Here is a 26205-nt window from a genome sequence, read left to right on the forward strand (position 1 = left end):
CCGCCACCCCGACTCGGAGACCGAACATGAGCACCGCCCGCATCGTCGTCACCGGCATCGGAGCCTCCTCCCCCCTCGGAGGAACGGCCCCCGAGAGCTGGTCCGCCCTGCTGAACGGAGAGTCCGGCACCCGCACTCTCGAGCACGACTGGGTGGAGCAGTACTCCCTCCCGGTGACGTTCGCCGCCGAGGCGAAGGTCCGCCCGGAGGAGGTGCTGGAGCGGCCGATCGCCAAGCGTCTCGACCCGTCCTCGCAGTTCGCCCTCATCGCGGCCAAGGAAGCCTGGGCGGATGCCGGAGCACCCGACGTCGCCCCGGAACGTCTGGGCGTCGACTTCGCCACCGGTATCGGCGGCGTGTGGACTCTCCTGGATGCGTGGGACGCCCTGCGAGAGAAGGGCCCCCGTCGCGTCATGCCGATGACGGTTCCGATGCTCATGCCCAACGCGGCGGCCGGCAACCTGTCCCTGCACTTCGGTGCCCGTGCGTTCGCGCGCACCGTCGCGAGCGCGTGCGCCTCCAGCACGGAGTCCATCGTCAACGCGGTCGAGCACCTGCGCGACGGCCTCGCCGACGTCGTGATCGCGGGTGGAACCGAATCGGCCATCCACCCGATCACGATCGCTTCGTTCGCCTCCATGCAGGCGCTCTCCAAGCGCAACGACGACCCGGCCACCGCATCGCGCCCGACCAGCATCGACCGCGACGGCTTCGTCATGGGCGAGGGCGCCGCGGCGCTCATCCTCGAGACCGAGGAACACGCACGCGCGCGCGGCGCCAAGATCTACGCGTACGTCGTCGGTGGCGGCGTCACGGCCGACTCGTATCACATCACCGCCAACGACCCCGAAGGTGCGGGCGCCGCACGAGCGGTGGGACTCGCGCTCGCCATGGCCGACGCGTCCGTGGACGACGTGACGCACATCAACGCGCACGCCACCTCGACGCCCGTCGGCGACCCCAACGAGTACACCGCTCTCAAGGCGGTCTTCGGCGACCGCATCGACGACATCCCCGTGTCGGCGACGAAGGCGTCCACCGGGCACCTTCTCGGCGGCACCGGCGCTCTCGAGGCGATCTTCACGATCCTCGCGATCAGCGAGCGACAGGCACCGCCGACGATCAACATCACCGAGCAGGATCCGGCCGTGCCCTTCCGTGTGTCCGGTTCGGTGCAGTCGCTGGGCGCCGGCGACCAGCTCGCGATCAGCAACTCGTTCGGCTTCGGCGGACACAACGCCGTCGTCGCGTTCTCGAACGTCTGAACCAGGACGTCGAGAGGCCCGGAGAGCAACCGCTCTCCGGGCCTTCGTCGTGTCGGGCGGCAGTGCGCCTTCCCAGCGCCGGGACGAGGTCGACCGGCATCCGGTAGCAGCGCTCCCGCCGCCCGAGGTCTAGGTCATCCGACCTTGTGCAGCCAGACCACCGGGGCATCGTCGCCGGCCTGACGGAACGGCTCCAGCTCTTCGTCCCATGCTCCGCCCAGGGCGACGCTGAGTTCGCGCTGCAGCTCCGCTGCATCCCCTGCCGCGATCTCCACCGCGTAGCGGATGCGGTCCTCCCCGATCACCACGTTGCCGGCGGTGTCCGTCTGCGCGAAGTGCACGCCGAGGTCCGGCGTGTGCATCCACCGACCGCCGTCGCTGCGGGCGCTCGGATCCTCGGAAACCTCGAAGCGCAAATGCTCCCAGCCGTGCATCGCGCTGGCGAGCGCCGCTCCGGTGCCAGTGGGCGCCTCCCAATAGAACTCGGCACGGCGGCTGCCCGGCAGCACCGGCTGATCAGACCACTCGAAGTTCACGGCCCGCCCGAGGACACGCCCGACAGCCCACTCGAGGTGGGGACACAACGCCCGTGGCGCCGAGTGGATGAACACCACTCCGCGCGCCATGTGTGCAGCCATTCTCTCTCCGATCATCAGGTGCGTCTTCCCCTACGACCTGACTCGGCGAACGAGCTGCGGATATGCGGTTGTCCCGGCCATTATCTCCGGCCCACCTGAGAATCACAAGTCTGTAACTCTCTGGATGTCGTCGCCCCGTCGAGCGTGTCGAGCGTTTTTCCGTCAGCTGTCCTGCCGGTCCGGCGGCAGGACGCGCTTTGCTGGAGAGCGCGTCTGTCGTCGGGCGATGAGAGGGAGACACATGATCGAGGCATCCGACCCTGCAGCCGTCCCCGCCGCGCCCACACGCGTGGGCGCACTCGCGCCGCTCACCGTGCCCGCATTCCGCGCCCTGTGGATCGCGGCCCTGATCAGCAACATCGGCAGCTGGATGCAGACGGTCGGGGCGCAGTGGTTCCTCGTCGAGCAGCACAGTTCCCCTCTGCTCATCGCCCTGGTCCAGACGGCGAGTGCCGCACCCGTCCTGCTGCTCGGAATCCCCGCCGGCGTGATCGGCGAGCTCCTGAATCGACGCACCCTGCTCATCTGGGTGCAGGCCACGCAGGTCGTCATCGGGGGCGTGCTCGTCGTTCTCACGATGACGGGCGAGATGTCGCCCTATCTGCTGCTCGCCCTGACCCTCGTTCTCGGGGCGGCCTCGGCCGTGCAGCTGCCCGCGTACGGCGCGATCTCCGCCGAGATCGTGCCGACGGCCTTCATCCCCAACGCGGCGTCCCTCAGCTCGATATCGGTCAACGTCGCACGGGCGATCGGTCCCGCCATCGCAGGAGCCCTGGTCTCGCTGCTCGGCGTGGCGTTCGTCTTCGCGCTGAACGCCGCATCCTTCGCGGTGTTTCTGGTGGTACTGCTGGCGTGGCGGGGTTATCGCCCCTCGCCGCACGGATTCGAACCCTTCCTCGATGCCACACGTGCGGGCGTGCGCTACGTTCGCAACGCCGGGATCATCCGCGCCCTCTATCTGCGCCTGGGACTGTTCATCGTTCCCGCATCGGCGCTGTATGCGCTTCTCCCGCTGCTCGCGACCGAACGGCTCGGTCTCGATGCGACCGGCTACGGCGTGCTTCTCGCCGGGGTCGGGGTGGGTTCCATCGTGGGTGCCTTCACGATGCCGCGCGTGCGGGACACGATCGGGGTGAACCGCACCGTGCTGCTGTGCGCCCTCGCGTTCGGAGCGAGCATGGTCGGGACCGCCGTGTCTTCGTGGGCCGCGCTCAGCGTCGTGATCCTGGCCGTGGGCGGTGCCGGGTGGATCGGAGTGATCGCGACCCTCAACGGCGCCGTCCAGTCCTTCCTCCCCGCCTGGGTGCGCACGCGCGGACTCTCGATCTATCAGATGGTGCTGTTCGGCTCGACCGCAGCGGGCTCCGCGCTCGCCGGCGCCGTGGCCGGCTGGGTCGGATCGGTCACAGCCTGCCTGGTGGCGGGTCTCCTCGTCGTCCTCGTGGCCCTGACCCAGCTCGCGCTTCCTCTCGCGGCGACGGGGCACATCGCGCGCGGTCGCGGTGAGCTCCCCCTGCCCGAGCTCGAATCGGACGCGGACATCGATGAGAACGCGCAGACACTCGTTCTCGTGCGCTACCGGGTCGACGACGAGCATCGGGCGGACTTCCTCACTCGGATGCAGCTCGTCGAGCACAGCCGACGGCGCACCGGGGCGCGCAGCTGGGCGCTCTACGCCGATCGGGAACAGCCTGGCGTGCTCGTGGAGGCGTTCGACGTCGGCAGCTGGCGCGAGCACCTGAGCCAGCATGCCGAGCGGCTCACGGGATACGACCAGAAAGTGATTCACGACGCGCAGATACTCGCTCTGTCCGTCGACACCGAGCACCTGATAGCCACCGATCCGGCGGCGCGATCCGCGTGAGCACGAGGCGCACCTCTCACGCCTCGCGCGGCGGAGCCGGCCGTCGCCCGTTCACCGCGCGACGGCAGCTTTCAGCAGCTCGTCGATCAGCGCCGCATAGCTGAGCCCGACGGCCGCGAACATGCGCGGCACTTGCGAGTGCTCGGTCATCCCCGGCGTGGTGTTCACCTCGTTGAGCACGACGCCACGCCCGGTGACGAAGAAGTCGAACCGTGCGACACCGGCGCATCCGAGCGCGTCGTAGAGACGCACCGCATCCCGCTCCAGGACCTCCAGCTCGTCCGACGTGACGCGCGCGGGGATGATGAACGGTGCGCTGCCGTCGTACTTCGCGGCATGATCGAACACGGCCCGCTCCGCGACGGCGATCTCCAGCGGCTCACCGACCCGCAAGGCGCCGGCGGGTCCGCGGAAGACCGCGATGTCCACCTCGCGCCCGGTGATGAAGGGCTCCACCAGCACGCTGTTGCCCGCGCAACGCGCCCGTTCGATCGCAACCGCCAGATCCGATGCGTCCGAGACCAAGGAGACGCCATTACTCGAGCCGCCCGTGGTCGGCTTCACCACGAAGGGAGCGGCGAGGGGAACAACGGACATCGCATCACCGGGCTCGATCAGGATCCCCGGGGCCGTCGCCACTCCCAAAGCACCCGCGACGAGTTTCATCGCCCATTTGTCCATCGCCAGCGCCCCCGCCCGCACCGGCGAGCCGGCGAACGGGACACCCAGCATCGTGAGGAGGCCGGCGACAGCCCCGTCCTCGCCGTTCACGCCGTGCAGCGCCGGGAAGACGACGTCGCAGCCGTCCAGGAGACGAACCGCCTCGCCGGAGGTGAGCGACCCCTCCGCGCAGCGCCAGTGTCCGCCGCGCTCGATGGTCAGCTCGCAGACGTCGTCACCGAGCTCTCGCGCCCCGCGCGCCACCGCGGCCGCCGATGCGAGCGACACATCATGCTCGTCGTTCGCTCCGCCGCCGATAACCGCGACCCTTCGCCGCCGGAGTGTCGTCATTCGGGGGTCCTTTCGATGTGTGTCGATCGGTGCACGCGGGAGACGCGTGCGCCGATCCGGGTGACGATCTCGTGCTCGATGGTGTCCGACCAGCTCGCCCAGTCGGCCACGGTGGGCTCTCCCTCTTTGCCCGGACCGAAGAACGTCACGATCTCCCCCGGGATCAGCACGTCGTCCCCGGTGTCGACCACCGCCATGTCCATGGAGATCACACCGACGATGGGACGACGACGACCCCGCACGAAGACCTCGGCCCGATGAGAGGCCGCACGCGGCAACCCGTCCGCGTATCCCAGCGGAAGCAGGGCGAGGTGCGTGGGGCGGTCGGTGGTGAAGCGGGCACCGTAACCGACGCCGACGCCCGCGCCCACCTGCCTCGCACTGATGACCGGAGCGCGCAGCGAGAGGGCGAAGCGCAGCTCGTGCGACGTGTGTGAGGGATCGATGCCGTAGAGCCCTGCTCCCACGCGGTGAAGATCGTGCTCGCCACCGACTCCGGCCAGCGTCGCCGATGTCGCCGCGAGATGCGTGACGGCAGGAGACAGCCCCCGATGCCGAGCGCTGCAGACAGCCGCATCGAAGCGCAGGCGCTCGCGGAGGTTCTGCGGGTCATCAGGGCGATCTGCGCACGACATGTGGCCCATGATCCCGACGACCTGCGCGTGCCCCCGGCATTCCGCCATCCGGGCGAGTTCGCACAGGGTGCGCCACTCGGCTGCGGGTGCGCCGTCGCGACTCATGCCCAGATCGGCATGCAGGTGCAGACGCGCCGGGCAACCGAGACGACGGGCGACGCGCACGATGGCATGCAGCAGATCCGCACCCGCCACGCCGAGGTCTATGCGCTCCGACACAGCCGACGCGAAGTCGGCATCGATCGGATTCAGCCAGCTCAGGATGGGAACGTCGAGACCGCTACGACGAAGGGCGAGCCCCTCGTCGATCGATGCGGCCCCGAGGGCGGTCGCACCCTCCTCGATCACGGCAGACGCGACGGGACCGTGCCCGAACGCGTCTGCTTTCATCACCGCCATCAGACGACCACGCGTGAGACGGGAGAAGTGCCGCGCGTTGGCTCGGATCGCGTCCTCGTGCACGTGCAGTTCCGCACCGGATCTGTGCGCATGAGCGCGGGGTAATGAAGCGTACGGCACCCTCAGAGTCAATCCATACGGCCGTCACAGCGTCGTATGGAGTTTCCGATACATCCGCGATATGCGTGGCTCGGTTTCTGTAGGGCGGGTGGGACTTGAACCCACGATCGTCGGGTTATGAGCCCGCTGCCTTGACCAGCTTGGCCACCGCCCCCTGTGGCGAAAAGCCTATCGCGGCGGCGCTGTGTCTCCGCGACTGCCTCGCTGCAGGGGCAGCTCCTGGCTGTCGCTGATGACCTGCGGGTGGTTCCGCGTCAGTGAGAACACACCGTAGACCGCGATCAGACCCGCCACGACGAAGCCTGCGATGGCCCAGGCTCCCGCGGTAGCCGCCTCCTGAAGGATGACGAGGCCGATCACGACGGCGACGATGGGATCGATGACCGTGAGCCCCGCGATGACCAGGTCGGGCGGTCCCACCGAGTACGCCGTCTGGACGAAGTACGCACCGAGCGTGACCGCCACGAGCAGACCCACAATGCACAGGATCGAGAGCCAACCGAAGTCGCCTTCCTGGATGTTCTTGATCACGACCTTCGCAAGGGTGGCGACGAACGCGTAGAGCACCCCCGCCGCGACGATGTAGAAGAGAGGGCGCGCGTGCTTACGCATCCACAGCCACCAGGCGAGAGCGGTCAGCACGACCACGACCGCGAGCAGTCCGAGGATCGTCAAGAGCTCCGACTGCGAGATCGGCTGCTCCGTCGCGACGAACGCGGCGATGGTGACGAAGATGAGGATTCCTCCCACGCACGCGATGATCGAACGCACCGACGCCTTGGTGGGTTTGTGTCCGGAGATCCTCGCATTCAGCAGCGTCGTGATCACGAGAGACACCGCCCCGAGAGGCTGTACGAGGATCAAGGGCGCGAAGGCGAGAGCCGTCAACTGACAGGTGATGCCCAACCCGAGCATCACGGTGCCGGCGACCCACGACGGCCGCCGCAGGAGTTGGAGGAGCTGCCCTCCGCTGAGTCCGCTGGCACCCGATGCGTTCGCCAGGCGCTCGACCTTGACGACACCGCGGTGCTGGTACTGCGCGCCGAGCGACATGAACACCGCGCCGAGCAAGGCGATCGGGATGCCGATGAGAATGCCCGGGTCACGGAAGACACCGACGAGGTCGTTGGCGACATCGTTCAGGATCACTTCCGCTGGGAGCACCCTATGACCCTAACCTCCGGCGTGCGCTGGGTAGGCTCAGACACGTGGCTGTCCTTCCGATTCGCATCATGGGCGATCCCGTCCTCCACTCCCCCGCCGCGCCCGTCGAGGAGGTGACCGACGAGATCCGCACCCTGGTCGCCGACATGTTCGAGACCATGGACGCGGCACCCGGCGTCGGTCTCGCCGCACCCCAGGTCGGTGTGGGCCTGCGCATCTTCACCTACACGTATCAGGACGACGAGGGCGCCGAGTGGCGCGGCGAGATCATCAACCCCGAGCTGTGGATGACACCTCTCATCCCCGGGGATCCGGACGAGGACGAAGAGTCCGAGGGCTGCCTCTCCTTTCCCGGCGAACGCTTTCCGCTGCGCCGCTCGGAACGGGTCCGCGTGACGGGAACCGACCTCGAAGGCCGTCCGGTGTCGATCGAGGTCGACGGCTGGCGCGCCCGCATCCTGCAGCACGAGTTCGATCACCTCGACGGCATCCTCTACATCGATCGCCTCAGCGACTCGGACTGGAAGACGACGCAGAAGATCGCCCGCAAGCGCGGATGGGGACGCCCGGGAGCGTCCTGGCTCCCGGGCGTCGACGACCTCGAAGGCTGAGGCTCAGACTCCTTCGGCGGGCTGCGCCGCTGCCGGCGGTGCGGGCGGCGTGTGCTGCGTCTGCACCGCAGCAGCCTGAAGCTGCTCCCCCATCGCCTGACCGACGACACGGCCCTGAATGATCTCGGCGAGGTCGAGGCCCGTTGCGACCTTGACCGCGTCGAAGGTGGCCCGCAGACCCTGCGCGGACTCCGTCGCGAGGTGGCTGCTCGCACCCTCGCCGCCGAGCACCGTGATGGAGCCGACCTTGTCGTAACCCTTGGCGAACTCGGTCATCATCGGAACGAGCGCCTCGAGAGCGCGCTGGGCGAGCAACGCCTGCTGGTTGCGGCTCAGCGCCTCCGCCTCCGCCTGGATCGCCGCAGCGCGCGCCTCGCCCTCGGCGCGGACGGCGTCGGCTTCGGCGTTCGCACGCAGACGTGTGGCGGCCGCATCCTGCTCGGCGATCTGCGCCTGCGCCTGCGCCGCCTTGACCTTGGCGTACGCGTCGGCGTCGGCGGCGCGCTCGCGCTCGTAGAGGTTGGCGTCGGCGACCTTCTTGATGTCGGCATCCAGTCGAGCCTGCTTGTTCTCGGCTTCCTGCAGCAGAACAGCCTGCTGACGCTCGGCGCGGGCGAGGGCCTCGGCCTGCTCGGCCTCGGCGTTGGCCCGGCCGACCTCGGCCTGCGCGGCTGCCGTGTTCTTGTCGAGCGCCGTCTGCTCGATCAGGTTCGCTTCCTGCGTGGCGATCTGACGCGCCCGGATCTCGCGCTCCGCGTTGATCTTGGCGACCTCCGCTTCACGCTTCACGCGCTCGACCTCGGTCGCGCCGAGAGCCGAGATGTAGCCGTTCTGGTCGGTGATGCCCTGGATCTGGAACGAATCGAGGATCAGACCCTGCGACGACAGGTCGCTTTTGATGCCTTCGGCGATCTGGTCAGACAGCCGCTGGCGGTCGCGCATGAGTTCCTCGACCGTCAGCGTCGCGACGACGCCGCGGAGCGCACCCTCGAGCTGTTCGGTCGTGAACTGCTCGATCGCCTTGTCCTGCGAGGCGAAGCGCTCGGCCGCGCGACGGACGGACTCGGGGTCGGAACCGATCTTGACGAGTGCGACACCGCTGACGTTGACCGTGACGCCATTGGACGACTGCGCCGTCGGCTCCATCTTGATCTGACGCGCGCGGAGGGAGATCATCTCGCCGCGCTGGGTGAGCGGGTTCACGATCGCGCCGCCGCCGGTGATCACGGTGATCCGCGAGTCCCCGCTGCTGCTGCGCTGCTTCTTACCGACGATCACGAGCGCCTCGTCGGCCTTCGCCACCCGGTACCAGGCGCGGATCAGGATCAGCACGATGATCAGAACGACGACGAGCACGATTCCGCCGACGATGGCCAGTAGCCCCATTGCTCCGAGTGCGGCGATATCCATGTGCATCCTTCCGGTCGCGACGACGGACGCCTCACCCCGAAGCGTCTCCCCCTCACCCTATCGACCGGCTATGTCCGTGCCGACCCGGTTGTGGACGAGCACACCGACCCGATACGCAGGAATGAAAAAAGACCCGGGGTGGAAGCCCGGGTCTCAGGTGAGAGCTGCGGTAGATGACGCAGTACTCTCGCTCCCCGGCTTGGACTCGAACCAAGAACCTATCGGTTAACAGCCGATTGCTCTGCCAATTGAGCTACCGAGGAATGCTGTCCTTCTCGCGAAGGCAACCCGACTATCGTAGCAAACTCCGCGGGCTCACGACGACACGAGACGACGATCGGCCGACGCCGAGGGCGTCCACTGCATCTTCTTCACGCCGTGCCCGAATCCGACCGCATGACCGCCCTGCATCACGAGCACATCGGCGTCGAAGCTCGCGAGCGTCTCGGCCTCGTTCGCCACGAGCAACAGCGATGTACCCCGTTCCCGGCGCCGAGTCTCGAAGGCGGTTCGCACCAGTTCACGCCCTTCGACGTCGAGATTCGCCATGGGCTCGTCGGCGACCACCAACTGGGGATCGAGCACGAGTGCGCGGGCGATCGCGACACGCTGACGCATTCCCGAACTCAGCTCGTACGGGAATTTCGACGCCGCGCCGATGCTGAGGCCGAGTTCGTCGAGCAGCGTCACCACCCGCAGCTCGAGGGCACGAGCGTTCACCCGCCGCGCACGACTCGTCACCGGTTCTGCCACGATCTCCGCCACCGTCAGCCGGGGCGGCAGCTGGGCACCGTCCTGCTGTCCGAGGTAGCCCGCGAAGACGGGGAGGGCGCGACGACGCCGCCCGCCGCGCCGCACGGACACCCCCTCGACCACCGCATCGCCGCCGACGACCTGGACGCCGTCATCCGCATGGCCTGCCAGGACGGCGGCGAGGGTCGACTTTCCCGATCCCGTCGAACCGACCAGGATGAGGGCGGCTCCGCGCTCCAGGCGGAAGGAGATCCCGTCGATCACCCGCTCCTCGCTGCCTGCGTGAGCGAGCGAGATGTCGCTGCAATCGATGCTGAGCGCGGCCTGATCCATGCAGTCATCCTGCACGCTGAGCGTTCGAATCGCTACTGATCGAGCGTCAGGCGCAGTCGCGCCGCATCCAGTTCGCGCAGGCGCAGCCGGACCTCGCGCCCCTCCGGAGAATCGGGTGCGAGCCGCTGGATGTCTCCCACCAGCTCCTGTTTCTGGCGGTCGATGGCACGCAGTCGGATGCGCAGCGCCAGGTCACGGGCGGAGATCACCGCGTGCTCTTCGTCGCGCGCCGGAAAATCGCCCGTGAGCAGTTCGGCCGCAAGCGATCGGTACGGCTCCCTCACGGCATCGACCGCCGCGGCCGCCCATCCCGGACGGGAGTGATCCGCAACCGCGGCGATGCTCGAGCGCACCGCCTCGAGGGCCGGATGCTGGAAGGTCTCATCCAGCGCTGCGCGCAGCTCTGCAGGATCGAGACGGTGTCCGTATTGCAGGAAGCCCATCACCGCGTCGCGCTCCAGGTCGGCCGAGCGAGGCAGCGAGGCGAGCGTGACGCGCACGGCCGGCGGTTGCGGGGCATCGGGCGGGTTCGCCGGCGCGGCTGCAGGCGCCGGTGCGCCGGCGGCGCGGGCGCGCTGGCGAGCCACTTCGCGGTGGACGTCCTTCAGATCTTCGCCGAGTCGTCGGGCGAGAACGTGCTCGTATCGCCGCCGCAGCGGCTCGTCACGGATCTCCGCCAGCAGCGGGGCGGCGAGGTTGAGACCCGCGAGCCGGCCCTCGACCGTACGCAGGTCGAGGCCGGCGAGGCGCTGATCGATGACGAACTCGAACATCGGAACCTTGGTGTCCATCAGCGCGCGCACCGCTCCATCACCGCGCGCCAACCGGAGATCGCACGGATCGAGATCCGCGGGCCCCACGGCCACGAAGCTCTGCGCATTGGCCGTGCGCGTCTCGGCGAAAGCGCGCACCGCGGCCTTCTGGCCCGCCGCATCCGGGTCGAAGGTGAAGACGATCTCGGCGGCCGCGTCATCGCCCATGATGCGACGCAGCACCTTCATGTGCTCGGCGCCGAATGCCGTCCCGCAGGTCGCGACCGCAGTCGTCAGCCCGGCCAGATGGCACGCCATGACATCGGTATACCCCTCGACGACGATCACGCGGCGCTTCTCCCCGCGGGCGATGTCGCGCTTGGCGAGATCGATGCCGTACAACACCTGCGACTTGCGATAGATCGGCGTTTCGGGCGTGTTGAGGTACTTCGGCCCCTTGTCGTCCTCGAGCAGACGCCGCGCACCGAATCCGAGCACCTGACCGGTGACGTCGCGAATGGGCCACACCAGCCGACCGCGGAATCTGTCGTAGACGCCGCGCTGTCCCTGAGACACGAGTCCCGCTGTCAGCAGCTCCTCTTTCGTGAAGCCCTTCGCCGTCAGGGCGTCGAGCATCCCCGACCATCCCGGCGGCGCGAAACCCACTCCGAAGTGCGCGGCCGCACCGGCGTCGAAGCCTCGCTCGCCGAGGAAGCGGCGCCCCACCTCCGCCTCGGGTGTCAGCAACTGCGCCCGGAAGAACTCGGCGGCCGCTGCGTTCGCCGCGTAGAGTCGGGCGCGCCCGGAGGTCTCCGGCGCCGCCCCGCCCTCCTCATAGTGGAGCGTGTAGCCGATGCGTCCTGCGAGGCGCTCGACCGCCTCGGTGAACGTCAGATGGTCCATCCGCCGCAAGAACGTGTAGACGTCGCCCGATTCGCCGCATCCGAAGCAATGGTAGAAACCCACCTGCGGCCGCACGTGGAAGCTGGGACTCTTCTCGTCGTGGAAGGGGCACAGACCCTTGAGGGATCCCACGCCCGCGGATTTGAGCGCGACGCGTTCTCCCACGATGTCGGCGATGTTCGTGCGGGCCTTCACCTCTTCGACGTCGGCCTGCGCGATGCGCCCCGGCATCAGAGCCCCTCGAGGGGCTCGGGAAGGGCGTACAGGGAGCGGGCGATGGTTCGCCCTCCCGGCATCCAGACGTCGAGGGTCTCGGTGTCGATCTCGCCGACAAGGCGGTGGTGCCAGCCGAGCGCGAAACGGTCGGTCAGACTCGCCACCTGGTCGACGATGACGCGCCGACGCGCGCCGTCGTTCTCCGCGCGGGCGAAATCCTCCGCGTGCAGGGCATCGAGATGCTCCGGCGCCTCCCACAGGGCGGTCGCGAGCCGCTTCAGCAGGCGTCGCTGCTCGCGGTAGAGACCCTTTCTCCCCTCGATCGTGACCACGAACGCTCCGATCGTGCCCTTGAGCACCGCCATCTCGGCCTCCACGACGCGCGGGACGACCACGTGGCCGTTGTACCGAGTCAGCGCCGGTGCGTCGTATGCCTCGCGTGTCGCAGCGGTCGCGGCACGCGCGAAGCGGCCGATCAGGTCGGAGGTCAGGTTCTTCAACCTGGCGTGCGCCGCACGCGTGCCGTCGAAGGAGGCGATCCACTCCGGCAGGCTGGTCAGGCGGTAGAGGGCATCCTCGAGCTCGTCGCGCGTGAAGTCGTACCCGACCCACGTCTGGATCGCGCTCAGGAGTGCCACGTGCTGACGCGGGTCCGAGAGGCGTCCGGGATCGAGGTATCCGTTGATGACGGCGTCCTCGAAGTCGTGCACCGAGTAGGCGATGTCGTCCGAGAGGTCCATGACCTCGGCCTCGATGCAGCGCACCCGGCCCGGCGCGCCCTGACGCATCCAGCGGAACACGGGTTCGTCGTCCGGGTAGACGCCGAACTTCAACCGTCCACCTGGATCGGGCACGGGACTGTCGATGGTCCACGGGTACTTGCAGGTCGCATCGAGGCTGGCGCGTGTCAGATTGAGCCCGTAGCTGCGCCCGTCGTCCGAGATCACCTTCGACTCGAGCCGGGTCAGGATGCGGAGGGTCTGGGCATTGCCCTCGAACCCGCCGATGTCCTCGGCCCAATCGTTCAGGGCGCGCTCGCCGTTGTGTCCGAACGGCGGATGACCGAGGTCATGGCTCAGACACGCCGTATCCACGACATCCGGCGCCAGCTGCAGAGCGGTGGCCAGCTCGCGCCCTACCTGCGCGACCTCCAACGAATGCGTCAACCGGTTGCGGGCGAAATCGGCCGGGCTCGCCGGAGAGAGCACCTGCGTCTTGGCGGCGAGCCGGCGCAGCGAGGCCGAGTGCAGCACCCGAGCGCGATCGCGGGCGAAGTCGTCGCGCTGCGAGCGGTGCTGCTCGGCGAAGAAGCGTTCGGCGTCGCTCGTCTCGTACCCGTCGGGGCGCGTCCCCGTCAGGGAGTGTTCAGCCGCCACTGTGGTCGAGCTCCGCATCCGCCAGTGCGCCGGCAGCGTCGGTCGCCAGCTCTCGGCTGTCGAGCCAGCCCTCGGGAAGCGCCGGCCGCTTCGGGGTTCCCGCTCGACCGCGCTGGCCCTCGGCCGCTTCCCCCGGATACGGCGCATCGAGCTCCAGCGTGCCGAGGAGGTCGTCGATCTCCTGCAGCGAAGACGCCGTCGCCAGGCGCGCGCGGATGTCGCCGCCGACGGGATATCCCTTGAAGTACCAGGCCACATGCTTGCGGATGTCGCGGCATCCGCGATCCTCGTCCTCGAAGAACTCGACCAGCAACTCCGCGTGACGCCGGAAGGCGCCCGCCACGAAACCGAGCGTCGCATCGACGGGCTGCGTACCGGCACCGCCGCCGAACGCGCGGGCCAGATCGCCGAACAGCCACGGACGACCGAGGCAGCCGCGCCCCACCACGACGCCGTCGCAGCCGGTCTGCTCGACCATCCGCACGGCATCCTCCGCCGACCAGATGTCGCCATTGCCCAGCACCGGCACGCTCGTGATGGTGTGCTTCAGCGTCCCGATCGCGTCCCAGTCGGCGTTGCCCGAGTAGAACTGCGACGCGGTGCGCGCGTGCAGCGCGATCGCCGCGACCCCCGCATCCTCCGCGATGCGGGCGGCATCGAGGTAGGTGAGGTGATCGTCGTCGATGCCTTTGCGCATCTTCACGGTCACGGGGATGTCGCCCGCGCCGCGGACGGCCGCGCGGACGATCTCGCCGAACAGCCCGCTCTTCCACGGCAGCGCCGCTCCCCCGCCCTTACGAGTGACCTTGGGGACCGGGCAGCCGAAATTCAGGTCGATGTGGTCGGCGCGATCCTCGTCTGCGAGCAGGCGTGCGGCAGCGCCCACCGTCGCCGGGTCCACGCCGTAGAGCTGCACCGAGCGCGGCGTCTCGGACTCGTGATGACGGATGAGGCGCATGGTCGTGTCGTTGCGCTCCACCAGGGCGCGTGAGGTGATCATCTCGCTCACGTAGAGGCCGGCACCGTACTCGCGGCACAACCGGCGAAACGCCGTGTTGGTGATGCCCGCCATGGGCGCGAGTACCACCGGCACCTCGACCTCGATGGGGCCGAGCCGCAAGGGGCGCGCGGGGGCGATTGTCGTGGTCACCAAATCATTCTCCCAGACCGAGGGACCGCGCGGCGGCGTACTGTAAGCCTCATGAGCGCGACCACCGCCGAAGACCTCCGCAGCATCCCCTTCACCGCTGCGGATGGCACCCAGAAGACCCTCGCTGAGTACGGACAGAACGTCCTGATGATCGTCAACGTCGCCTCCCGTTGCGGCCTTGCCCCGCAGTACGAGCAGCTCGAGGAGTTGCAGCGCACGTACGGCGAGCGAGGCTTCACCGTCCTCGGATTCCCCTGCAACCAGTTCATGGGCCAGGAACCGGGATCCGTCGAGGAGATCCTCGAGTACTGCTCGATGACGTGGGGCGTCACGTTCCCCGTGAACGACAAGGTGAAGGTCAACGGTCCCGGCGCCGCTCCGCTCTACAAGGCCCTCAAGCGCGCGAAGGACGAAGAGGGCAAGCACGGCCCGATCCTCTGGAACTTCGAGAAGTTCGTGCTCACCCCGGCCGGAGACGTGCACCGGTTCCGCCCGACGACGAAGCCGGACGATCCCGCGATCGTCGAGGTCATCGAGCGGAACCTGCCCGCCTGACTCAGGCCGTCTCGGCGCCCTGTCGCTCCGCCCACACCTGACGGGCGATCTGTGCGAACGCCTCCGGCGGCTGGGCCCCGCTCACTCCGTAGCGCTCGTCGATCACGAAGAACGGCACGGCGTTGATCCCGTATGCCGTCGCCTGCGCCTTGTCGGCTTCGACGGCCTCGAGGTAGCGGTTGCTCTGCAGTGCCTCACGCGCCGCATCCGCATCCAGTCCGACCTCCGAGGCCAGCGCCACGAGATCGTCCACCCGACCCACGTGGTGCCCCTCCACGAAGTAGGCGGCCATCAGACGCTCGGTCATCTCCCGCTGCAGACCCTGCTCCTTCGCGAAGTGCAGCAGCTGATGAGCGAGCACCGTGTTCGTGTGCTGCAGCTTCTCGAAGTGGTAGTCCAGACCGGCCTCGGCCGCCACACCGGTGACACGGTCCAGCATCTGCCGAACCTGGTCGTGCGGCATCCCCTTGTACTCCGCAAGGAAGTCGACCTCGTTCCCGTGGAAGTCGACGGGCGTATCGGGCGAGAGCTCGTACGAGTGGAAGGTCACCTCCACCAGCGGGGCGTCCTCGTCGTCCGCGGTGGCCTTCAAGCCGGCCTCGAGATTGCGCTTTCCGATGTAACACCACGGGCACGCGATGTCACTCCACACGTCGATACGAATCGGGTCTGTCATGACGGGAGCAACGGCTGCTCGGCCCCCACTATTCCGATGATCGGCGAACGGGAGCGACGAACGCTGAGAAGGTGTGAAGAATGACCGCGCAACCGGGGCGCGCTGTGCGAGACTTCTGAGGGCTGCCGTGGGGGTATGCCGGCACCTGAGCAACATGGGGAAAGCACGTGGGGACCCGAACCCCGGCGCGTGACGCGCGCCACGCACGACGGCGGCGACGCCGCACCATCATCTGGGTGAGCTCGCTCATCGCCGTTCTGGCAGTGGGTGCCACCACCGCAGCGGCCGTGGTCCTGCCGCAGCTGCCGCCGTCCTTCCCGTTCGCCGCCGAACCCACGCCCGGCGCATCACCCTCGCAGATCCACTCACCGGATCCGGCACCGCTGCCCACCCCGGTGCAGACACCCGACATCCCGCCACCGCCGCCGCCCGCGCCGGTCTCTCCGCTCGCGCTCGGGTGCGACACGACATCCGTGATGTCGGTGTGGGCGCACCAAGACGACGATCTGATCTTCGCGAACCCGTCGCTGCAGGAGGCCGTGAGCAACGGCGAATGCGTCCGCACGCTCTACCTGACCGCCGGAGACGCCGGCAAGGGGACGAATTACTCGCGCTCGCGCGAGCTCGGCATCCTGCGCGCCTACAACACGATGCGCGGCGCGCAGGCGTTCTGGGACGAAACGAGCATCACCATGCTGTCGGGCGCACACGTCACGTTGTTCTCCCGCCAGGGCGACCCCAAGCTGAGCGTGGCATTCCTGCGTCTCCCCGACGGCGGCCTCGATGCGGGCGGGTTCACTGCGACCGGCCACAGCAGCATCCCGCAGCTGGAGTCTGGCGCGATCCCGGCGCTCGCGCCCATCGACGGCGCACCGGCCCTCAGCGCGGCGGTGCTGCAGCAGACCGTCGCCGAGGCCATCACCGCCTGGGCACCCACCCGGCTGTTCACCCATATTCCCGCCACCTCGCCGCTGACACAGGGTGATCATCCCGACCACGGCGCGACCGGCGCGATCGTGCGGGCGGCGGCACAGAGCGTCGGATACCCGATGGACGCCATCCGATACTTCGTGGGATATCCCTCGCAGAATCTTCCTGCCAACCTCAGCGGCGACCTCCTCAACCGAAAGGTCGATACATACCGTATCTATGCGAAGGAGGACCCGGTGATCGCCTGTGCCGACAACACCGCCTGCCTCGCCCGCAAGGGGTTCGGCGCGTGGCTGCAGCGCTCCTATCCGAAGACGGACGCGGAGCTCGGCATCGGCTGAACCCGCGTCACGAGCGAGGTGCGTCGACGGCGCCGCCGAAACGGCGATCGCGGCCGAGGTACATGTCGATCGCACGCCACAGATCGCGGCGGCCGAAGTCGGGCCACAGGGTGTCGAGGAACACGAACTCGGCGTATGCGGACTCCCACAGCAGGAAGTTCGAGGTGCGCTGCTCACCGCTGGATCGGACGAACAGGTCGACATCCGGCATATCAGGCTGGTAGAGCCGACGCTGAACGAGCTTCTCCGTCACGGCGGAGGGCCGCAGGCGCCCCGCGGCGACATCGTCGGCGATCGACCGCATGGCGTCGACCAGCTCCACCCGACCGCCGTAGTTGACGCACATCGTCAACGTCAGAACCGTGTTGTCGCGCGTGAGCTCTTCGGCGTACTGGAGCTCTTTGATGACCGAGCCCCACAGTCGCGGTTTGCGCCCCGCCCACCGTACGCGCACGCCCCACTCGTTGAGCTGGTCGCGGCGACGGTGCAGCACGTCGCGATTGAAGCCCATCAGAAAGCGCACCTCGTCGGGCGAACGGCTCCAGTTCTCCGTCGAGAACGCGTAGACGGAGAGATGGGTGACTCCAGCCTGGATGGCTCCGGCCACCACGTCCAGGAGCGCCGCCTCACCCGCCTTGTGCCCCTCGACACGGGTGAGTCCGCGCCCGTTCGCCCACCGCCCGTTGCCGTCCATCACGATCGCCACATGACGGGGCACAGTGCCGCGCTGGTACGCGGGCGGATACTCGCCCGTCCAGTCGACCGGACGATAGGGCACCGCATCCCGGTGCGTGTAGGGCTTCGGACTCATCGGGCTCTTTCCACGTGGGACAGGGATCGGATGCCGCGCTCGAGGTGCCACTGGGCGTAGGCGGCGACGAGTCCGGAGGCGGAGGCGTGCGTGCGCTCGGTCGCCGCATCCACGCTGTCCCAGTCGCCGGTCAGCAGCGCGCGGAGGTGGCCCGTGGTCTCGAGATCGACGCGCGCCGATCCCGCGGGCGCGCAGGAGCGACACACCATGCCACCGGCCTGCGCGACGAACGCGCCATGCGGGCCGGGCGTGCCGCATCTGGCGCAGTCGTCGAGGCCCGGAGCCCAGCCAGAGAGGGCCAGGGCGCGCAGGAGGTAGGAGTCGAGGATGCTGCGCGGCGCATGATCGGCGCGAGCGAGCGCACGCAAGCCGCCCACCAGCAGCAGATAATGCGACGAGGACGCTTCCGCGTCGCCGAGCCGGTCGGCCGTCTCCGCCATCGCGCTCGCGGCCGTGTAGCTGTCGTAATCGGCGGCGATGTCGGCGCCGTAGGTGCCCAGCGATTCGGCCTGCTGGACGATGTCGAGCGAGCGGCCCGCGTAGAGCTGCACGTCGGCGACCATGAACGGTTCCAACCTCGCCCCCAGTCGGGACGAGGTGCGGCGCACGCCCTTCGCGACGGCGCGGATCTTGCCGGTGCGGCGCCCGAGCATGGTGACGATCCGATCCGCCTCACCCAGCTTGTGGGTGCGCAGGACCACGACCTCGTCGCGATAGGTGGGCACACTCGATTATCCCGCGGAGCAGAGACAATGGATGCGTGACCGAGCCGCTCTTCGTGATCCCCCTGTGGGCCGATCTCACCGCCGTCGCCCTGGGAGGGGTGCAGGGCGCGCTCTTCGCGTCCGGTTTCCGCGGGCAACGGCGTCTCGATCTGCTCGGGGTCGCGATCATCGGCATCCTGTTCGGCATGGGAGGCGGTCTGATCCGCGATCTGCTGCTCGGCGTCGCTCCCGCCACCCTGCAGAGCGACTGGTACCTGCTCACGGCGATGGCGGCATCCCTCATCGGCATGCTGCTGGCGGGCCTCTTCCAGCGCCTGAACCGGGTCATCGTCTCGCTCGACGCGTTCGTCATCGGACTCTTCGGCGCCTTCGGCACGAGCAAGGCGCTCGCCCTGGGACTTCCGGTCGTGCCCGCCGTGTTCGTCGGCGTCTGCGCGGCTGTGGGCGGCGGGGTGCTCCGTGACGTGATCATGGGCCTGCCGGTCGCCATCATGCACGTCGGGTCGCTCTACGCCGTGGCTGCGGCCGCCGGATGCGTCGTCCTCGCCACGCTCGACGCGTTCGGCGTGAACCTGGTCGCCGCAGCGATCGTCGGCATCGCCGTGACGACCACCATCCGCATCCTGGCTGTGATCTTCGACCTCTCCCTGCCGGAGCAGCGGATGCTGTACCGCCGCAAGGTCGCGGTGGAGACCGCCGCCATCCCGATCGTGCGCCCCGCCGCCGAGCCCGAGTAACCACCGCGAGACTGCACTCTCGCCACGAGATCACGGGTAATACCCGTGATCTCGTGCGAGAGATGCAGTCTCGCGGAGGAGGGATGCGGGCTCAGGCGCTGGCGACCAGCTCGCGCTCGCGGGTGCGGATCGCGCGGTTGACGCTCGAGACGACCGCCTTCAGGCTCGCCGTGGAGATGTCCCCGTCGATGCCGACGCCCCAGAGACGCTCGCCGTCGACCTGCAGTTCGACGTAGGCCGCCGCCTGCGCGTCGCCGCCGGCGCTCATGGTGTGCTCGACGTAGTCGTACAGCGAGATGTCGAACCCCCGGGAACGCAGTACTTCGAGGAAGGCGGCGATGGGGCCGTTGCCGTTTGCGGTCGCATCCTCGACGTTGTCGCCGTCGCGCAGGCGCACGTTCAGCTCGACGTCGCCGGTCATCTCGCTCGAGGTCCGTGTTCCGAGAAGCTCGAAACGGCCCCAGCGGGCGTCCTCCGACTCGGAAGGCAGGTACTCGTCGGAGAAGACCGACCAGATCTGGTCGCTCGTGACCTCGCCGCCCTCGGCGTCGGTCTTGGCCTGCACGACCCCGGAGAACTCGATCTGGAGCTTGCGGGGAAGATCCAGAGCGTGGTCGGTCTTGAGCAGGTATGCCACCCCGCCCTTGCCCGACTGCGAGTTGACCCGGATGACCGCCTCGTAGGACCGCCCCAGATCCTTGGGGTCGATCGGCAGGTACGGCACGGCCCACTCGATCTCATCCACCGAGACACCGCGCGAAGCGGCCTCGGCGGCCATCGCCTCGAAGCCCTTCTTGATGGCGTCCTGGTGCGAGCCGCTGAAGGCCGTGAAGACGAGGTCGCCGGCCCACGGGCTGCGCTCAGGAACCGGCAGCTGGTTGCAGTACTCGGCCGTGCGCTTGACCTGGTCGATGTCGCTGAAGTCGATTTGCGGGTCGATGCCCTGCGTGAACAGGTTGATCCCCAAAGCGACCAGGTCGACATTGCCCGTGCGCTCGCCGTTGCCGAACAAGCAGCCCTCGATGCGGTCGGCGCCGGCCATGTAGCCCAGCTCCGCCGCGGCGATGGCCGTGCCGCGGTCGTTGTGCGGATGCAGCGAGATGATGACGTTCTCACGGTGGTTGAGGTTGCGCCCCATCCACTCGATCGAGTCTGCGTAGACGTTCGGGGTCGCCATCTCGACCGTGGCGGGCAGGTTGATGATGACCTTGCGCTCGGGCGTCGGCTCCAGGACTTCGAGCACGGCGTTGCAGATCTCCGCCGCGAACTCGAGCTCGGTGCCCGTGTAGCTCTCGGGCGAGTACTCGTAGTACACCGCGGTCTCGGGAACGCGCTTCTCGTACTCGCGGCACAGCCGCGCGCCCTCGAGCGCGATGTCGATGATGCCCTGCTTGTCGGTGCGGAACACGACCTCGCGCTGCAGCACGCTCGTGGAGTTGTACAGGTGGACGATCGCCTGCTTGGCGCCGGCGATGGCCTCGTAGGTGCGCTCGATCAGATGCTGGCGCGCCTGCGTCAGCACCTGGATGGTCACGTCGTCGGGGATGAGGTCCTTCTCGATCAACTCCCGCACGAAGTCGAAGTCCGTCTGGCTCGCGCTCGGGAAGCCGACCTCGATCTCCTTGTAGCCCATGCGCACGAGCAGGTCGAACATGACGCGCTTGCGCTCGGGACTCATCGGGTCGATCAGCGCCTGGTTGCCGTCGCGCAGGTCGACCGCGCACCAGCGCGGCGCCTCGGTGATGCGCTTCGAAGGCCAGGTGCGGTCGGGCAGGTCCACGCGGATCTGCTCGTGGAACGGACGGTACTTGTGCGTCGGCATGCCGGACGGCTTCTGAGTGTTCTCCATGGCTGCTTTCCTCGTCGGATGATGCGGGCCGTCGACGAGCTCCGCGACGAGAAGGGCCCTAGATCGAGGTCTCGTCGCGGCGACTAAGGAGAAGCACGGCCGCGCGCATGCGGACAGCTTACACCCGGCATCTCAGAAGCCGAGGCGCCCTAGCTGCTTGGGGTCGCGCTGCCATTCCTTGGCGACGCGCACGTGCAGCGACAGGTACACCCGGCGCCCGAGCAGCTGCTCGATCCCGGCGCGCGAAGCCGCGCCCACATCGCGCAGGCGCTGACCCTTGCGTCCGATGATGATCGCCTTCTGACTGTCGCGTTCGACGACGATGTCGGCGAACACATCCGTCAGGTCGGAGTCCTCACGCTCGGAGATGTCCTGCACGACGACGGCGATGGAGTGCGGGAGTTCCTCGCGCGCATCACCCAGGGCCGCTTCACGGATGATCTCGGCGATGCGGTCCTCCGTGGTTTCGTCCGTGACCACATCCGCGTCGTAGAGCGCGGGACCGGTGGGCATGAGCGCGAGCAGCTCGTCGGAGAGCACTCCCAGCTGTTCTCCCGTCAGCGCGGAGAGCGGGATGACCGCATCCCAGTCCTCGCGGAGGGAATCCACCTCGATCAGCCGTTCGGTGATCTGCTCGCGGGATGCCGCATCCGTCTTCGTGACGACGGCGACCTTGCGCGCGCGGGGGTAGCCGTTCAGCGACTCGGCGATGCGGCGGTCGCCGGGGCCGACCTTCTCGGTCGCCGGGGCGCAGAACGCGATGACGTCGACATCGCCGAGCACGTCCTCCACCAGGTCGTTGAGGCGCTGGCCCAGCAGGGTGCGGGGTCGGTGAAGTCCCGGCGTGTCGACGACGACGAGCTGACCGGCCGGCCGATTCACGATGCCGCGGATGGCGCGACGCGTCGTCTGCGGCTTCTCGCTCGTGATGGCGATCTTCTCGCCCACGAGCGCGTTGGTGAGCGTCGACTTGCCGACGTTCGGGCGGCCCACGAATGTCACGAAGCCGCTGCGGTGCTCGTCGGTCATCGTTCTCCCTTCACCGGCACGGGGATCGACCCCGTCCGGGTATCCGTCTGCGGTTCCGGGGCGCGTTCGACGAGGATCGTCGCGAGACCGCGCCCTCGTCCGCGCGAAGCGCCGCCTGTCAGGGTGAGTCCCTCGTATGTGACGCTGGCGCCGGGCTGCGGGACGCGACCCAACACCTTGCCGAGGAGCCCGCCGATGGAGTCGACCTCGTCGTCGTCGAGCTCGAGGCCGAACAGCTCGCCGACCGCGTCCAGGCCGAGGCGAGCGCTCACCCGATAGCGGTCCGGGCCGAGCTCGACGACCTCCGTCGCCGGGGCGTCGTACTCGTCGGCGATCTCCCCCACGAGCTCCTCGATGACGTCCTCGAGGGTCACGAGGCCCGCGATGCCGCCGTACTCATCGACGACCATGCACACGTGCACCGCGTCGCGCTGCATCTGCTGCAGCAACGGCTCGACCCGCATCGACTCGGGCACGAAGACGGGGACGCGTGCCAGCTGCGCCACCGACTGCGCGCCCCAGTCCTGCTCGTCACGGAACGCGCGACGCACGAGGTCCTTGAGGTAGAGGATCCCGCTGACGTCTTCGCCGTCGGCGGTGAGGACGGGGATGCGGGAGACTCCCGTGTCGAGGAAGATCCGCAACGCCTCTCGGGCCGTGTCGTCCTCAGCGAGCGTGACCAGGTCGGTGCGCGGCACCATGACGGCGCGCACGTAGGTGCCGGTGAACTCGAAGACGGAGTGGATGAGCTCGCGGTCGTCCTCTTCGATCAGGTCGTGCATTGCGGCTTCGTCGACCATGCTGAGCAGCTGTTCCTCGGTGTCGAAGGACGCCCCGCGCGCACCGCCCGGTGTCACCCGACTGCTCAGCGCGACGAGGCCGTGCGCGAGCGGGCCGAGGAGGATGCGGACGCCCCGGATCACCGGCGCGGCTCCGCGCAACAGACCCTCGGCGTGGCGACGGCCCACCGAGCGGGGGCTGACGCCGACAGCGACGAACGAGAGGCCCGTCATGAGCACGACGGCCGCCAGAATCGCCCACCAGACGTTGTCGAACAGCTGGTCGAAGGCGGCGGTCACGAGCACAGCGGCACCGGTCTCCGCCAGGACGCGGATGAAAGCCACCGCGTTGGCGTGCGCCTCCGGGTCTGCGCTGATGCGACCGAGCGGCACGGCGTTGCGCCCGGACCCCGAGAGATCGACGAGGTCCTGTCGGGAGGTGACGCCGAACGCCGCGTCGATCGCGGCCATGAGAGCGCCGAACGCGATGAGCAGAACGGCCGCGGTCAGCAGCAGCGCAGCGGTCATCCCCGCGCCCTGCGCCGCTCGGCGAGGGTGAAGGCGACGATGAGATCGCGTTGCAGGCCGAACATCTCGGCAGCGTCATCGGGCTCAGCGTGATCGAAGCCGAGCAGGTGCAGCAGCCCGTGCGTGGTGAGCATGATCAGCTCGTCCTGCATCGGATGCGGCGGCTTCGCCTCACGCGCCTGAGTCTCGGCGACCTGCGGACACAGCACGATGTCGCCCAGGAGCCCGGGAGGCGTCGGGGCCTCTTCGGAGCCGGACCGCAGCTCGTCCATCGGGAAGCTCAGCACGTCGGTCGGTCCCGGCTCATCCATCCACTGCACGTGCAGCGCCTCCATGGCGCCCTCGTCGACCAGCAGAATCGCGACATCGGCGTCCGGGCTGATGTGGAGCTCGGAGAAGTTGCTCTCCATGAGTCGCAGCAGGACGGTCTCGTCGACGTCGATTCCGGACTCGTTGGTGATCTCGATCGTCATGAGCGTCCTCGCTTCGGAAGGTGGTCGCGCGCACCACCGCGCCTCTGGGCACGATTGGCGAGTTCGCTGGCCTCATCCCGCTCGCGTCGGGAGGCGAGGCGTCGCTCGTCGAACTCGGTGTAGGCGTCGACGATCTTGCCGACGAGGGTGTGGCGCACCACGTCGTCGCTGGTGAGGTAGGAGAAATGGATGTCGTCGATGTCTTTGAGCACCCGCGTCACCAGGCGCAGGCCAGACGCTCCCTGCGGCAGGTCGATCTGCGTGATGTCACCGGTGACGACCATGCGTGTTCCGAAACCCAGGCGGGTGAGGAACATCTTCATCTGCTCGGGCGTCGTGTTCTGCGCCTCGTCCAGCACCACGAACGAGTCATTGAGCGTGCGTCCGCGCATGTAGGCGAGCGGCGCGACCTCGATGGTCCCACTCGCCATGAGCTTGGGCACGAGCTCGGGGTCGAGCATCTCGTTGAGCGCGTCGTAGAGCGGCCGCAGATACGGATCGATCTTGTCGGTCAGCGAGCCGGGGAGGAATCCGAGGCGCTCCCCCGCTTCGATCGCCGGCCGGCTGAGGATGATACGACTGACCTCCTTGCGCTGGAGCGCCTGAACGGCCTTCGCCATCGCCAGGTAGGTCTTGCCTGTGCCGGCCGGACCGATACCGAACACGATCGTGTTCTCTTCTATCGCGTCGACGTAGGCCTTCTGCCCGAGCGTCTTCGGGCGGATGACCTTGCCGCGCGACGACAGGATCGCCTCGCCCATGACCTCGGACGGACGCATCCCGCCGTCGGTGTCGAGGATGCGGCGCGAGGACGCGACGTCGGCAGGGCCGAGGTTCTGTCCGCGGCGGGTCATGACCAGCAGCTCCTCCACAAGCGTCTTCGCCGCGGCGACCTCGGCGGTCGAACCGGAGAGGGTGATCTCGTTGCCGCGCACGTGCACGTCGACGTCCGGATGCTCGCGCTCGACCACGCGCAGGAGGCGGTCCTGCGGTCCGAGAAGCTGCACCATGGCGATGCCGTCGGCCATCAGCTTCTCGACGGCTTCGGGCTGGGGCTGCTCAGGCACCGACGCTCCCCTCCGAAAGGTCGCCGGCGAGGACGTGCGCGTGCACGTGGAAGACGGTCTGACCGGCGCCGGCACCGGAGTTGAAGACGAGGCGGAAGTCGCCGTCCGCGTGCTGCGCGGCCGCCTTGCCTGCGACCTCGACCATCTCGGCGAGCAGATCGGGCGCCTGCGCCGCGAGCGACACGACGTCGCGGTACTCCGGAGTCTTCGGGATCACCAGGAGGTGGACGGGAGCCTGGGGCGCGATGTCACGGATGACGAAGACGCGCTCGGTCTCGACGAGGATCTCCGCGGGGATCTCGCCCTGCAGGATGCGGGTGAACACGGACGGCTCGCTCATTCCTCCAGTCTATGCGCGCGCGTTCACCACCGACCCAGGAGGGCCTCGATGGCGGCGAGGGCGGCGGGTCCCGCCGTGGAGGTGCGCAGAACTCCGCTTCCGAGCCGGACCGGGTGCGCGCCCGCCGCGGCGAATGTATCGAGCTCGCCCGCGTCGATCCCTCCTTCGGGCCCCACGACCAGCAGGATCTCCGGCGCATCGTGCAGCTCCCGCATCCTGGCGCTGAGCGACTCGGATGCGCCGGGCTCCAGCACGAGCGTCGGGACGGTGGCGGCGCGCTGCGCGATCTGCGCGCTCGTGCGGACCTCGCTCACCTCCGGCACCCACGCGCGGTGGGCCTGCTTGGCGGCCTCGCGGACGATCTGTGTCCAGCGGGCGCGGCCTTTGACCGCCTTGGCCGCATCCCAGCGCGAGACGCTGCGCGCGGCCTGCCAGGGCACGACCTCGGCGACGCCGAGCTCCGTCGCCGCCTGCACCGCCATCTCGTCGCGGTCGCCCTTCGCCAGCGCTTGGACGAGGACCATGCGCGGCGCAGGGGCGGGGACGTCCTCGCGCCGCCCGATCTCGATCGCCACCTCGCGCGGCGCGACGCTGACGCACGTTCCGGTGGCCCAGACGCCTCGTCCGTCACCGACCGTGACCTCCTCGCCGACGCGCACACGCCGTACGGTGGCGGCGTGGTGCGCCTCGGCTCCGGTCAGCACGACCGTGCGGCCGGGACGCGCGTCGGAGGTGTCGTCGACGAGGAAGTGCAGCGCCACCGGA

The 26205-nt window shown here is 68.6% G+C and carries 25 protein-coding genes and 2 tRNA genes; 6 read left to right on the top strand and 21 right to left on the bottom strand.

What is annotated here, in order from left to right:
* Nucleotides 1-26: 26 nt before the first annotated feature.
* Nucleotides 27-1265, top strand: coding sequence for a beta-ketoacyl-[acyl-carrier-protein] synthase family protein (locus SK224_RS09875; RefSeq protein ID WP_320434515.1), 1239 nt, complete (start codon nt 27-29; stop codon nt 1263-1265).
* A gap of 134 nt (nt 1266-1399) precedes the next feature.
* Here SK224_RS09875 and SK224_RS09880 read toward each other — a convergent pair whose 3' ends face one another.
* Nucleotides 1400-1903, bottom strand: a complete 504-nt coding sequence (locus SK224_RS09880) for a DUF3145 domain-containing protein (protein ID WP_320434516.1) — start codon at nt 1901-1903, stop codon at nt 1400-1402.
* A 241-nt stretch (nt 1904-2144) separates the two neighbouring features.
* Here SK224_RS09880 and SK224_RS09885 point away from each other — a divergent pair, with 241 nt between their 5' ends.
* Nucleotides 2145-3767 (top strand): MFS transporter, encoded by a 1623-nt coding sequence (locus tag SK224_RS09885; protein ID WP_320434517.1) that lies wholly within the window; start codon nt 2145-2147, stop codon nt 3765-3767.
* Between the two features lie 51 nt (nt 3768-3818).
* On the opposite strand, the gene SK224_RS09890 is transcribed toward SK224_RS09885, so the two are convergent.
* The 4 genes from SK224_RS09890 to SK224_RS09905 all read right to left on the bottom strand — a co-directional run bounded on the left by SK224_RS09890 (nt 3819) and on the right by SK224_RS09905 (nt 7096).
* Nucleotides 3819-4778, bottom strand: coding sequence for a D-alanine--D-alanine ligase (locus SK224_RS09890; protein WP_320434518.1), 960 nt, complete (start codon nt 4776-4778; stop codon nt 3819-3821).
* On the bottom strand, nt 4775-5932 hold the full coding sequence (alr, locus tag SK224_RS09895; protein WP_320434519.1) for an alanine racemase: 1158 nt from the start codon (nt 5930-5932) through the stop codon (nt 4775-4777). Before alr ends, SK224_RS09890 begins: the two co-directional genes overlap by 4 nt.
* Before the next feature lie 80 nt (nt 5933-6012).
* Nucleotides 6013-6086, bottom strand: a tRNA-Ile gene (locus tag SK224_RS09900).
* A 14-nt stretch (nt 6087-6100) separates the two neighbouring features.
* Complete coding sequence (locus tag SK224_RS09905; protein WP_320434520.1) at nt 6101-7096, bottom strand: DMT family transporter; 996 nt, start codon at nt 7094-7096, stop codon at nt 6101-6103.
* Between the two features lie 44 nt (nt 7097-7140).
* Between SK224_RS09905 and def the strand changes: the two genes are divergently transcribed.
* Entirely contained in the window at nt 7141-7707 is a 567-nt protein-coding gene (def, locus tag SK224_RS09910) for a peptide deformylase (protein WP_320434521.1), read from the top strand.
* Between the two features lie 3 nt (nt 7708-7710).
* Here def and SK224_RS09915 read toward each other — a convergent pair whose 3' ends face one another.
* The 6 genes from SK224_RS09915 to dusB all read right to left on the bottom strand — a co-directional run bounded on the left by SK224_RS09915 (nt 7711) and on the right by dusB (nt 14600).
* The gene (locus tag SK224_RS09915) at nt 7711-9117 is read right to left on the bottom strand and encodes an SPFH domain-containing protein (protein ID WP_320434522.1); all 1407 of its coding nucleotides are present in this window, start codon (nt 9115-9117) and stop codon (nt 7711-7713) included.
* Between the two features lie 190 nt (nt 9118-9307).
* A tRNA-Asn gene (locus SK224_RS09920) sits at nt 9308-9380 on the bottom strand.
* 52 nt (nt 9381-9432) lie between these two features.
* Complete coding sequence (locus SK224_RS09925; protein WP_320434523.1) at nt 9433-10203, bottom strand: ATP-binding cassette domain-containing protein; 771 nt, start codon at nt 10201-10203, stop codon at nt 9433-9435.
* 32 nt (nt 10204-10235) lie between these two features.
* A complete protein-coding gene (gene dnaG / locus SK224_RS09930) occupies nt 10236-12089 on the bottom strand; it encodes a DNA primase (RefSeq protein WP_320434524.1) in 1854 nt (617 codons plus the stop codon).
* On the bottom strand, nt 12089-13468 hold the full coding sequence (locus SK224_RS09935; protein ID WP_413816777.1) for a deoxyguanosinetriphosphate triphosphohydrolase: 1380 nt from the start codon (nt 13466-13468) through the stop codon (nt 12089-12091). The genes dnaG and SK224_RS09935 overlap by 1 nt, the downstream gene beginning before the upstream one ends.
* Entirely contained in the window at nt 13440-14600 is a 1161-nt protein-coding gene (gene dusB, locus SK224_RS09940; RefSeq protein ID WP_320434526.1) for a tRNA dihydrouridine synthase DusB, read from the bottom strand. Before dusB ends, SK224_RS09935 begins: the two co-directional genes overlap by 29 nt.
* 51 nt (nt 14601-14651) lie before the next feature.
* On the opposite strand from dusB, the gene SK224_RS09945 reads away from it, so the two are divergent.
* Nucleotides 14652-15155 carry a glutathione peroxidase gene (locus tag SK224_RS09945; protein WP_320434527.1) on the top strand — a complete coding sequence of 168 codons (504 nt, stop codon included), beginning with the start codon at nt 14652-14654 and terminating at the stop codon, nt 15153-15155.
* 1 nt (nt 15156) lies between these two features.
* On the opposite strand, the gene SK224_RS09950 is transcribed toward SK224_RS09945, so the two are convergent.
* Nucleotides 15157-15831, bottom strand: a complete 675-nt coding sequence (locus SK224_RS09950) for a DsbA family oxidoreductase (RefSeq protein ID WP_320434528.1) — start codon at nt 15829-15831, stop codon at nt 15157-15159.
* A gap of 236 nt (nt 15832-16067) precedes the next feature.
* On the opposite strand from SK224_RS09950, the gene SK224_RS09955 reads away from it, so the two are divergent.
* Nucleotides 16068-17102 carry a PIG-L family deacetylase gene (locus SK224_RS09955; protein ID WP_320434529.1) on the top strand — a complete coding sequence of 345 codons (1035 nt, stop codon included), beginning with the start codon at nt 16068-16070 and terminating at the stop codon, nt 17100-17102.
* A 7-nt stretch (nt 17103-17109) separates the two neighbouring features.
* Here SK224_RS09955 and SK224_RS09960 read toward each other — a convergent pair whose 3' ends face one another.
* Together SK224_RS09960 and recO are read right to left on the bottom strand one after the other, a co-directional pair.
* Nucleotides 17110-17913 carry an isoprenyl transferase gene (locus tag SK224_RS09960; protein ID WP_320434530.1) on the bottom strand — a complete coding sequence of 268 codons (804 nt, stop codon included), beginning with the start codon at nt 17911-17913 and terminating at the stop codon, nt 17110-17112.
* Nucleotides 17910-18638, bottom strand: coding sequence for a DNA repair protein RecO (gene recO / locus SK224_RS09965; protein ID WP_320434531.1), 729 nt, complete (start codon nt 18636-18638; stop codon nt 17910-17912). The genes SK224_RS09960 and recO overlap by 4 nt, the downstream gene beginning before the upstream one ends.
* Nucleotides 18639-18673: 35 nt before the next feature.
* Between recO and SK224_RS09970 the strand changes: the two genes are divergently transcribed.
* Nucleotides 18674-19375, top strand: a complete 702-nt coding sequence (locus SK224_RS09970) for a trimeric intracellular cation channel family protein (protein WP_137416846.1) — start codon at nt 18674-18676, stop codon at nt 19373-19375.
* Nucleotides 19376-19466: 91 nt separating this feature from the next.
* Here SK224_RS09970 and leuA read toward each other — a convergent pair whose 3' ends face one another.
* The 7 genes from leuA to SK224_RS10005 all read right to left on the bottom strand — a co-directional run bounded on the left by leuA (nt 19467) and on the right by SK224_RS10005 (nt 26201).
* Complete coding sequence (gene leuA, locus SK224_RS09975) at nt 19467-21224, bottom strand: 2-isopropylmalate synthase (protein WP_320434532.1); 1758 nt, start codon at nt 21222-21224, stop codon at nt 19467-19469.
* A gap of 132 nt (nt 21225-21356) precedes the next feature.
* A complete protein-coding gene (era, locus tag SK224_RS09980; protein ID WP_309731868.1) occupies nt 21357-22253 on the bottom strand; it encodes a GTPase Era in 897 nt (298 codons plus the stop codon).
* Nucleotides 22250-23560 (bottom strand): hemolysin family protein, encoded by a 1311-nt coding sequence (locus tag SK224_RS09985; RefSeq protein WP_320434533.1) that lies wholly within the window; start codon nt 23558-23560, stop codon nt 22250-22252. Before SK224_RS09985 ends, era begins: the two co-directional genes overlap by 4 nt.
* Nucleotides 23557-24033, bottom strand: coding sequence for an rRNA maturation RNase YbeY (gene ybeY, locus SK224_RS09990; RefSeq protein ID WP_320434534.1), 477 nt, complete (start codon nt 24031-24033; stop codon nt 23557-23559). Before ybeY ends, SK224_RS09985 begins: the two co-directional genes overlap by 4 nt.
* Nucleotides 24030-25061, bottom strand: a complete 1032-nt coding sequence (locus SK224_RS09995) for a PhoH family protein (protein ID WP_320434749.1) — start codon at nt 25059-25061, stop codon at nt 24030-24032. The genes ybeY and SK224_RS09995 overlap by 4 nt, the downstream gene beginning before the upstream one ends.
* Nucleotides 25062-25092: 31 nt before the next feature.
* Nucleotides 25093-25440 carry an HIT domain-containing protein gene (locus tag SK224_RS10000; protein WP_320434535.1) on the bottom strand — a complete coding sequence of 116 codons (348 nt, stop codon included), beginning with the start codon at nt 25438-25440 and terminating at the stop codon, nt 25093-25095.
* Between the two features lie 23 nt (nt 25441-25463).
* On the bottom strand, nt 25464-26201 hold the full coding sequence (locus SK224_RS10005) for a 16S rRNA (uracil(1498)-N(3))-methyltransferase (RefSeq protein WP_320434536.1): 738 nt from the start codon (nt 26199-26201) through the stop codon (nt 25464-25466).
* Nucleotides 26202-26205 lie beyond the last annotated feature (4 nt).

Source organism: Microbacterium sp. BG28 (genome assembly GCF_034044005.1).
GTDB lineage: Bacteria > Actinomycetota > Actinomycetes > Actinomycetales > Microbacteriaceae > Microbacterium.

Bases quoted from the DNA above. Each gene is read 5' to 3' on its own strand.
- SK224_RS09890 (WP_320434518.1), bottom strand. From the start codon at position 4,778: ATGACGACACTCCGGCGGCGAAGGGTCGCGGTTATCGGCGGCGGAGCG.
- ybeY (WP_320434534.1), bottom strand. From the start codon at position 24,033: ATGACGATCGAGATCACCAACGAGTCCGGAATCGACGTCGACGAGACC.
- leuA (WP_320434532.1), bottom strand. From the start codon at position 21,224: ATGGAGAACACTCAGAAGCCGTCCGGCATGCCGACGCACAAGTACCGT.
- SK224_RS09995 (WP_320434749.1), bottom strand. From the start codon at position 25,061: ATGGCCGACGGCATCGCCATGGTGCAGCTTCTCGGACCGCAGGACCGC.
- SK224_RS09960 (WP_320434530.1), bottom strand. From the start codon at position 17,913: ATGAGTCCGAAGCCCTACACGCACCGGGATGCGGTGCCCTATCGTCCG.
- SK224_RS09945 (WP_320434527.1), top strand. From the start codon at position 14,652: ATGAGCGCGACCACCGCCGAAGACCTCCGCAGCATCCCCTTCACCGCT.
- SK224_RS09880 (WP_320434516.1), bottom strand. From the start codon at position 1,903: ATGGCTGCACACATGGCGCGCGGAGTGGTGTTCATCCACTCGGCGCCA.
- SK224_RS09935 (WP_413816777.1), bottom strand. From the start codon at position 13,468: ATGCGGAGCTCGACCACAGTGGCGGCTGAACACTCCCTGACGGGGACG.
- SK224_RS09875 (WP_320434515.1), top strand. From the start codon at position 27: ATGAGCACCGCCCGCATCGTCGTCACCGGCATCGGAGCCTCCTCCCCC.
- SK224_RS09915 (WP_320434522.1), bottom strand. From the start codon at position 9,117: ATGGATATCGCCGCACTCGGAGCAATGGGGCTACTGGCCATCGTCGGC.
- era (WP_309731868.1), bottom strand. From the start codon at position 22,253: ATGACCGACGAGCACCGCAGCGGCTTCGTGACATTCGTGGGCCGCCCG.
- SK224_RS09985 (WP_320434533.1), bottom strand. From the start codon at position 23,560: ATGACCGCTGCGCTGCTGCTGACCGCGGCCGTTCTGCTCATCGCGTTC.
- SK224_RS09885 (WP_320434517.1), top strand. From the start codon at position 2,145: ATGATCGAGGCATCCGACCCTGCAGCCGTCCCCGCCGCGCCCACACGC.
- SK224_RS10000 (WP_320434535.1), bottom strand. From the start codon at position 25,440: ATGAGCGAGCCGTCCGTGTTCACCCGCATCCTGCAGGGCGAGATCCCC.
- dnaG (WP_320434524.1), bottom strand. From the start codon at position 12,089: ATGCCGGGGCGCATCGCGCAGGCCGACGTCGAAGAGGTGAAGGCCCGC.
- SK224_RS09925 (WP_320434523.1), bottom strand. From the start codon at position 10,203: ATGGATCAGGCCGCGCTCAGCATCGATTGCAGCGACATCTCGCTCGCT.
- SK224_RS09950 (WP_320434528.1), bottom strand. From the start codon at position 15,831: ATGACAGACCCGATTCGTATCGACGTGTGGAGTGACATCGCGTGCCCG.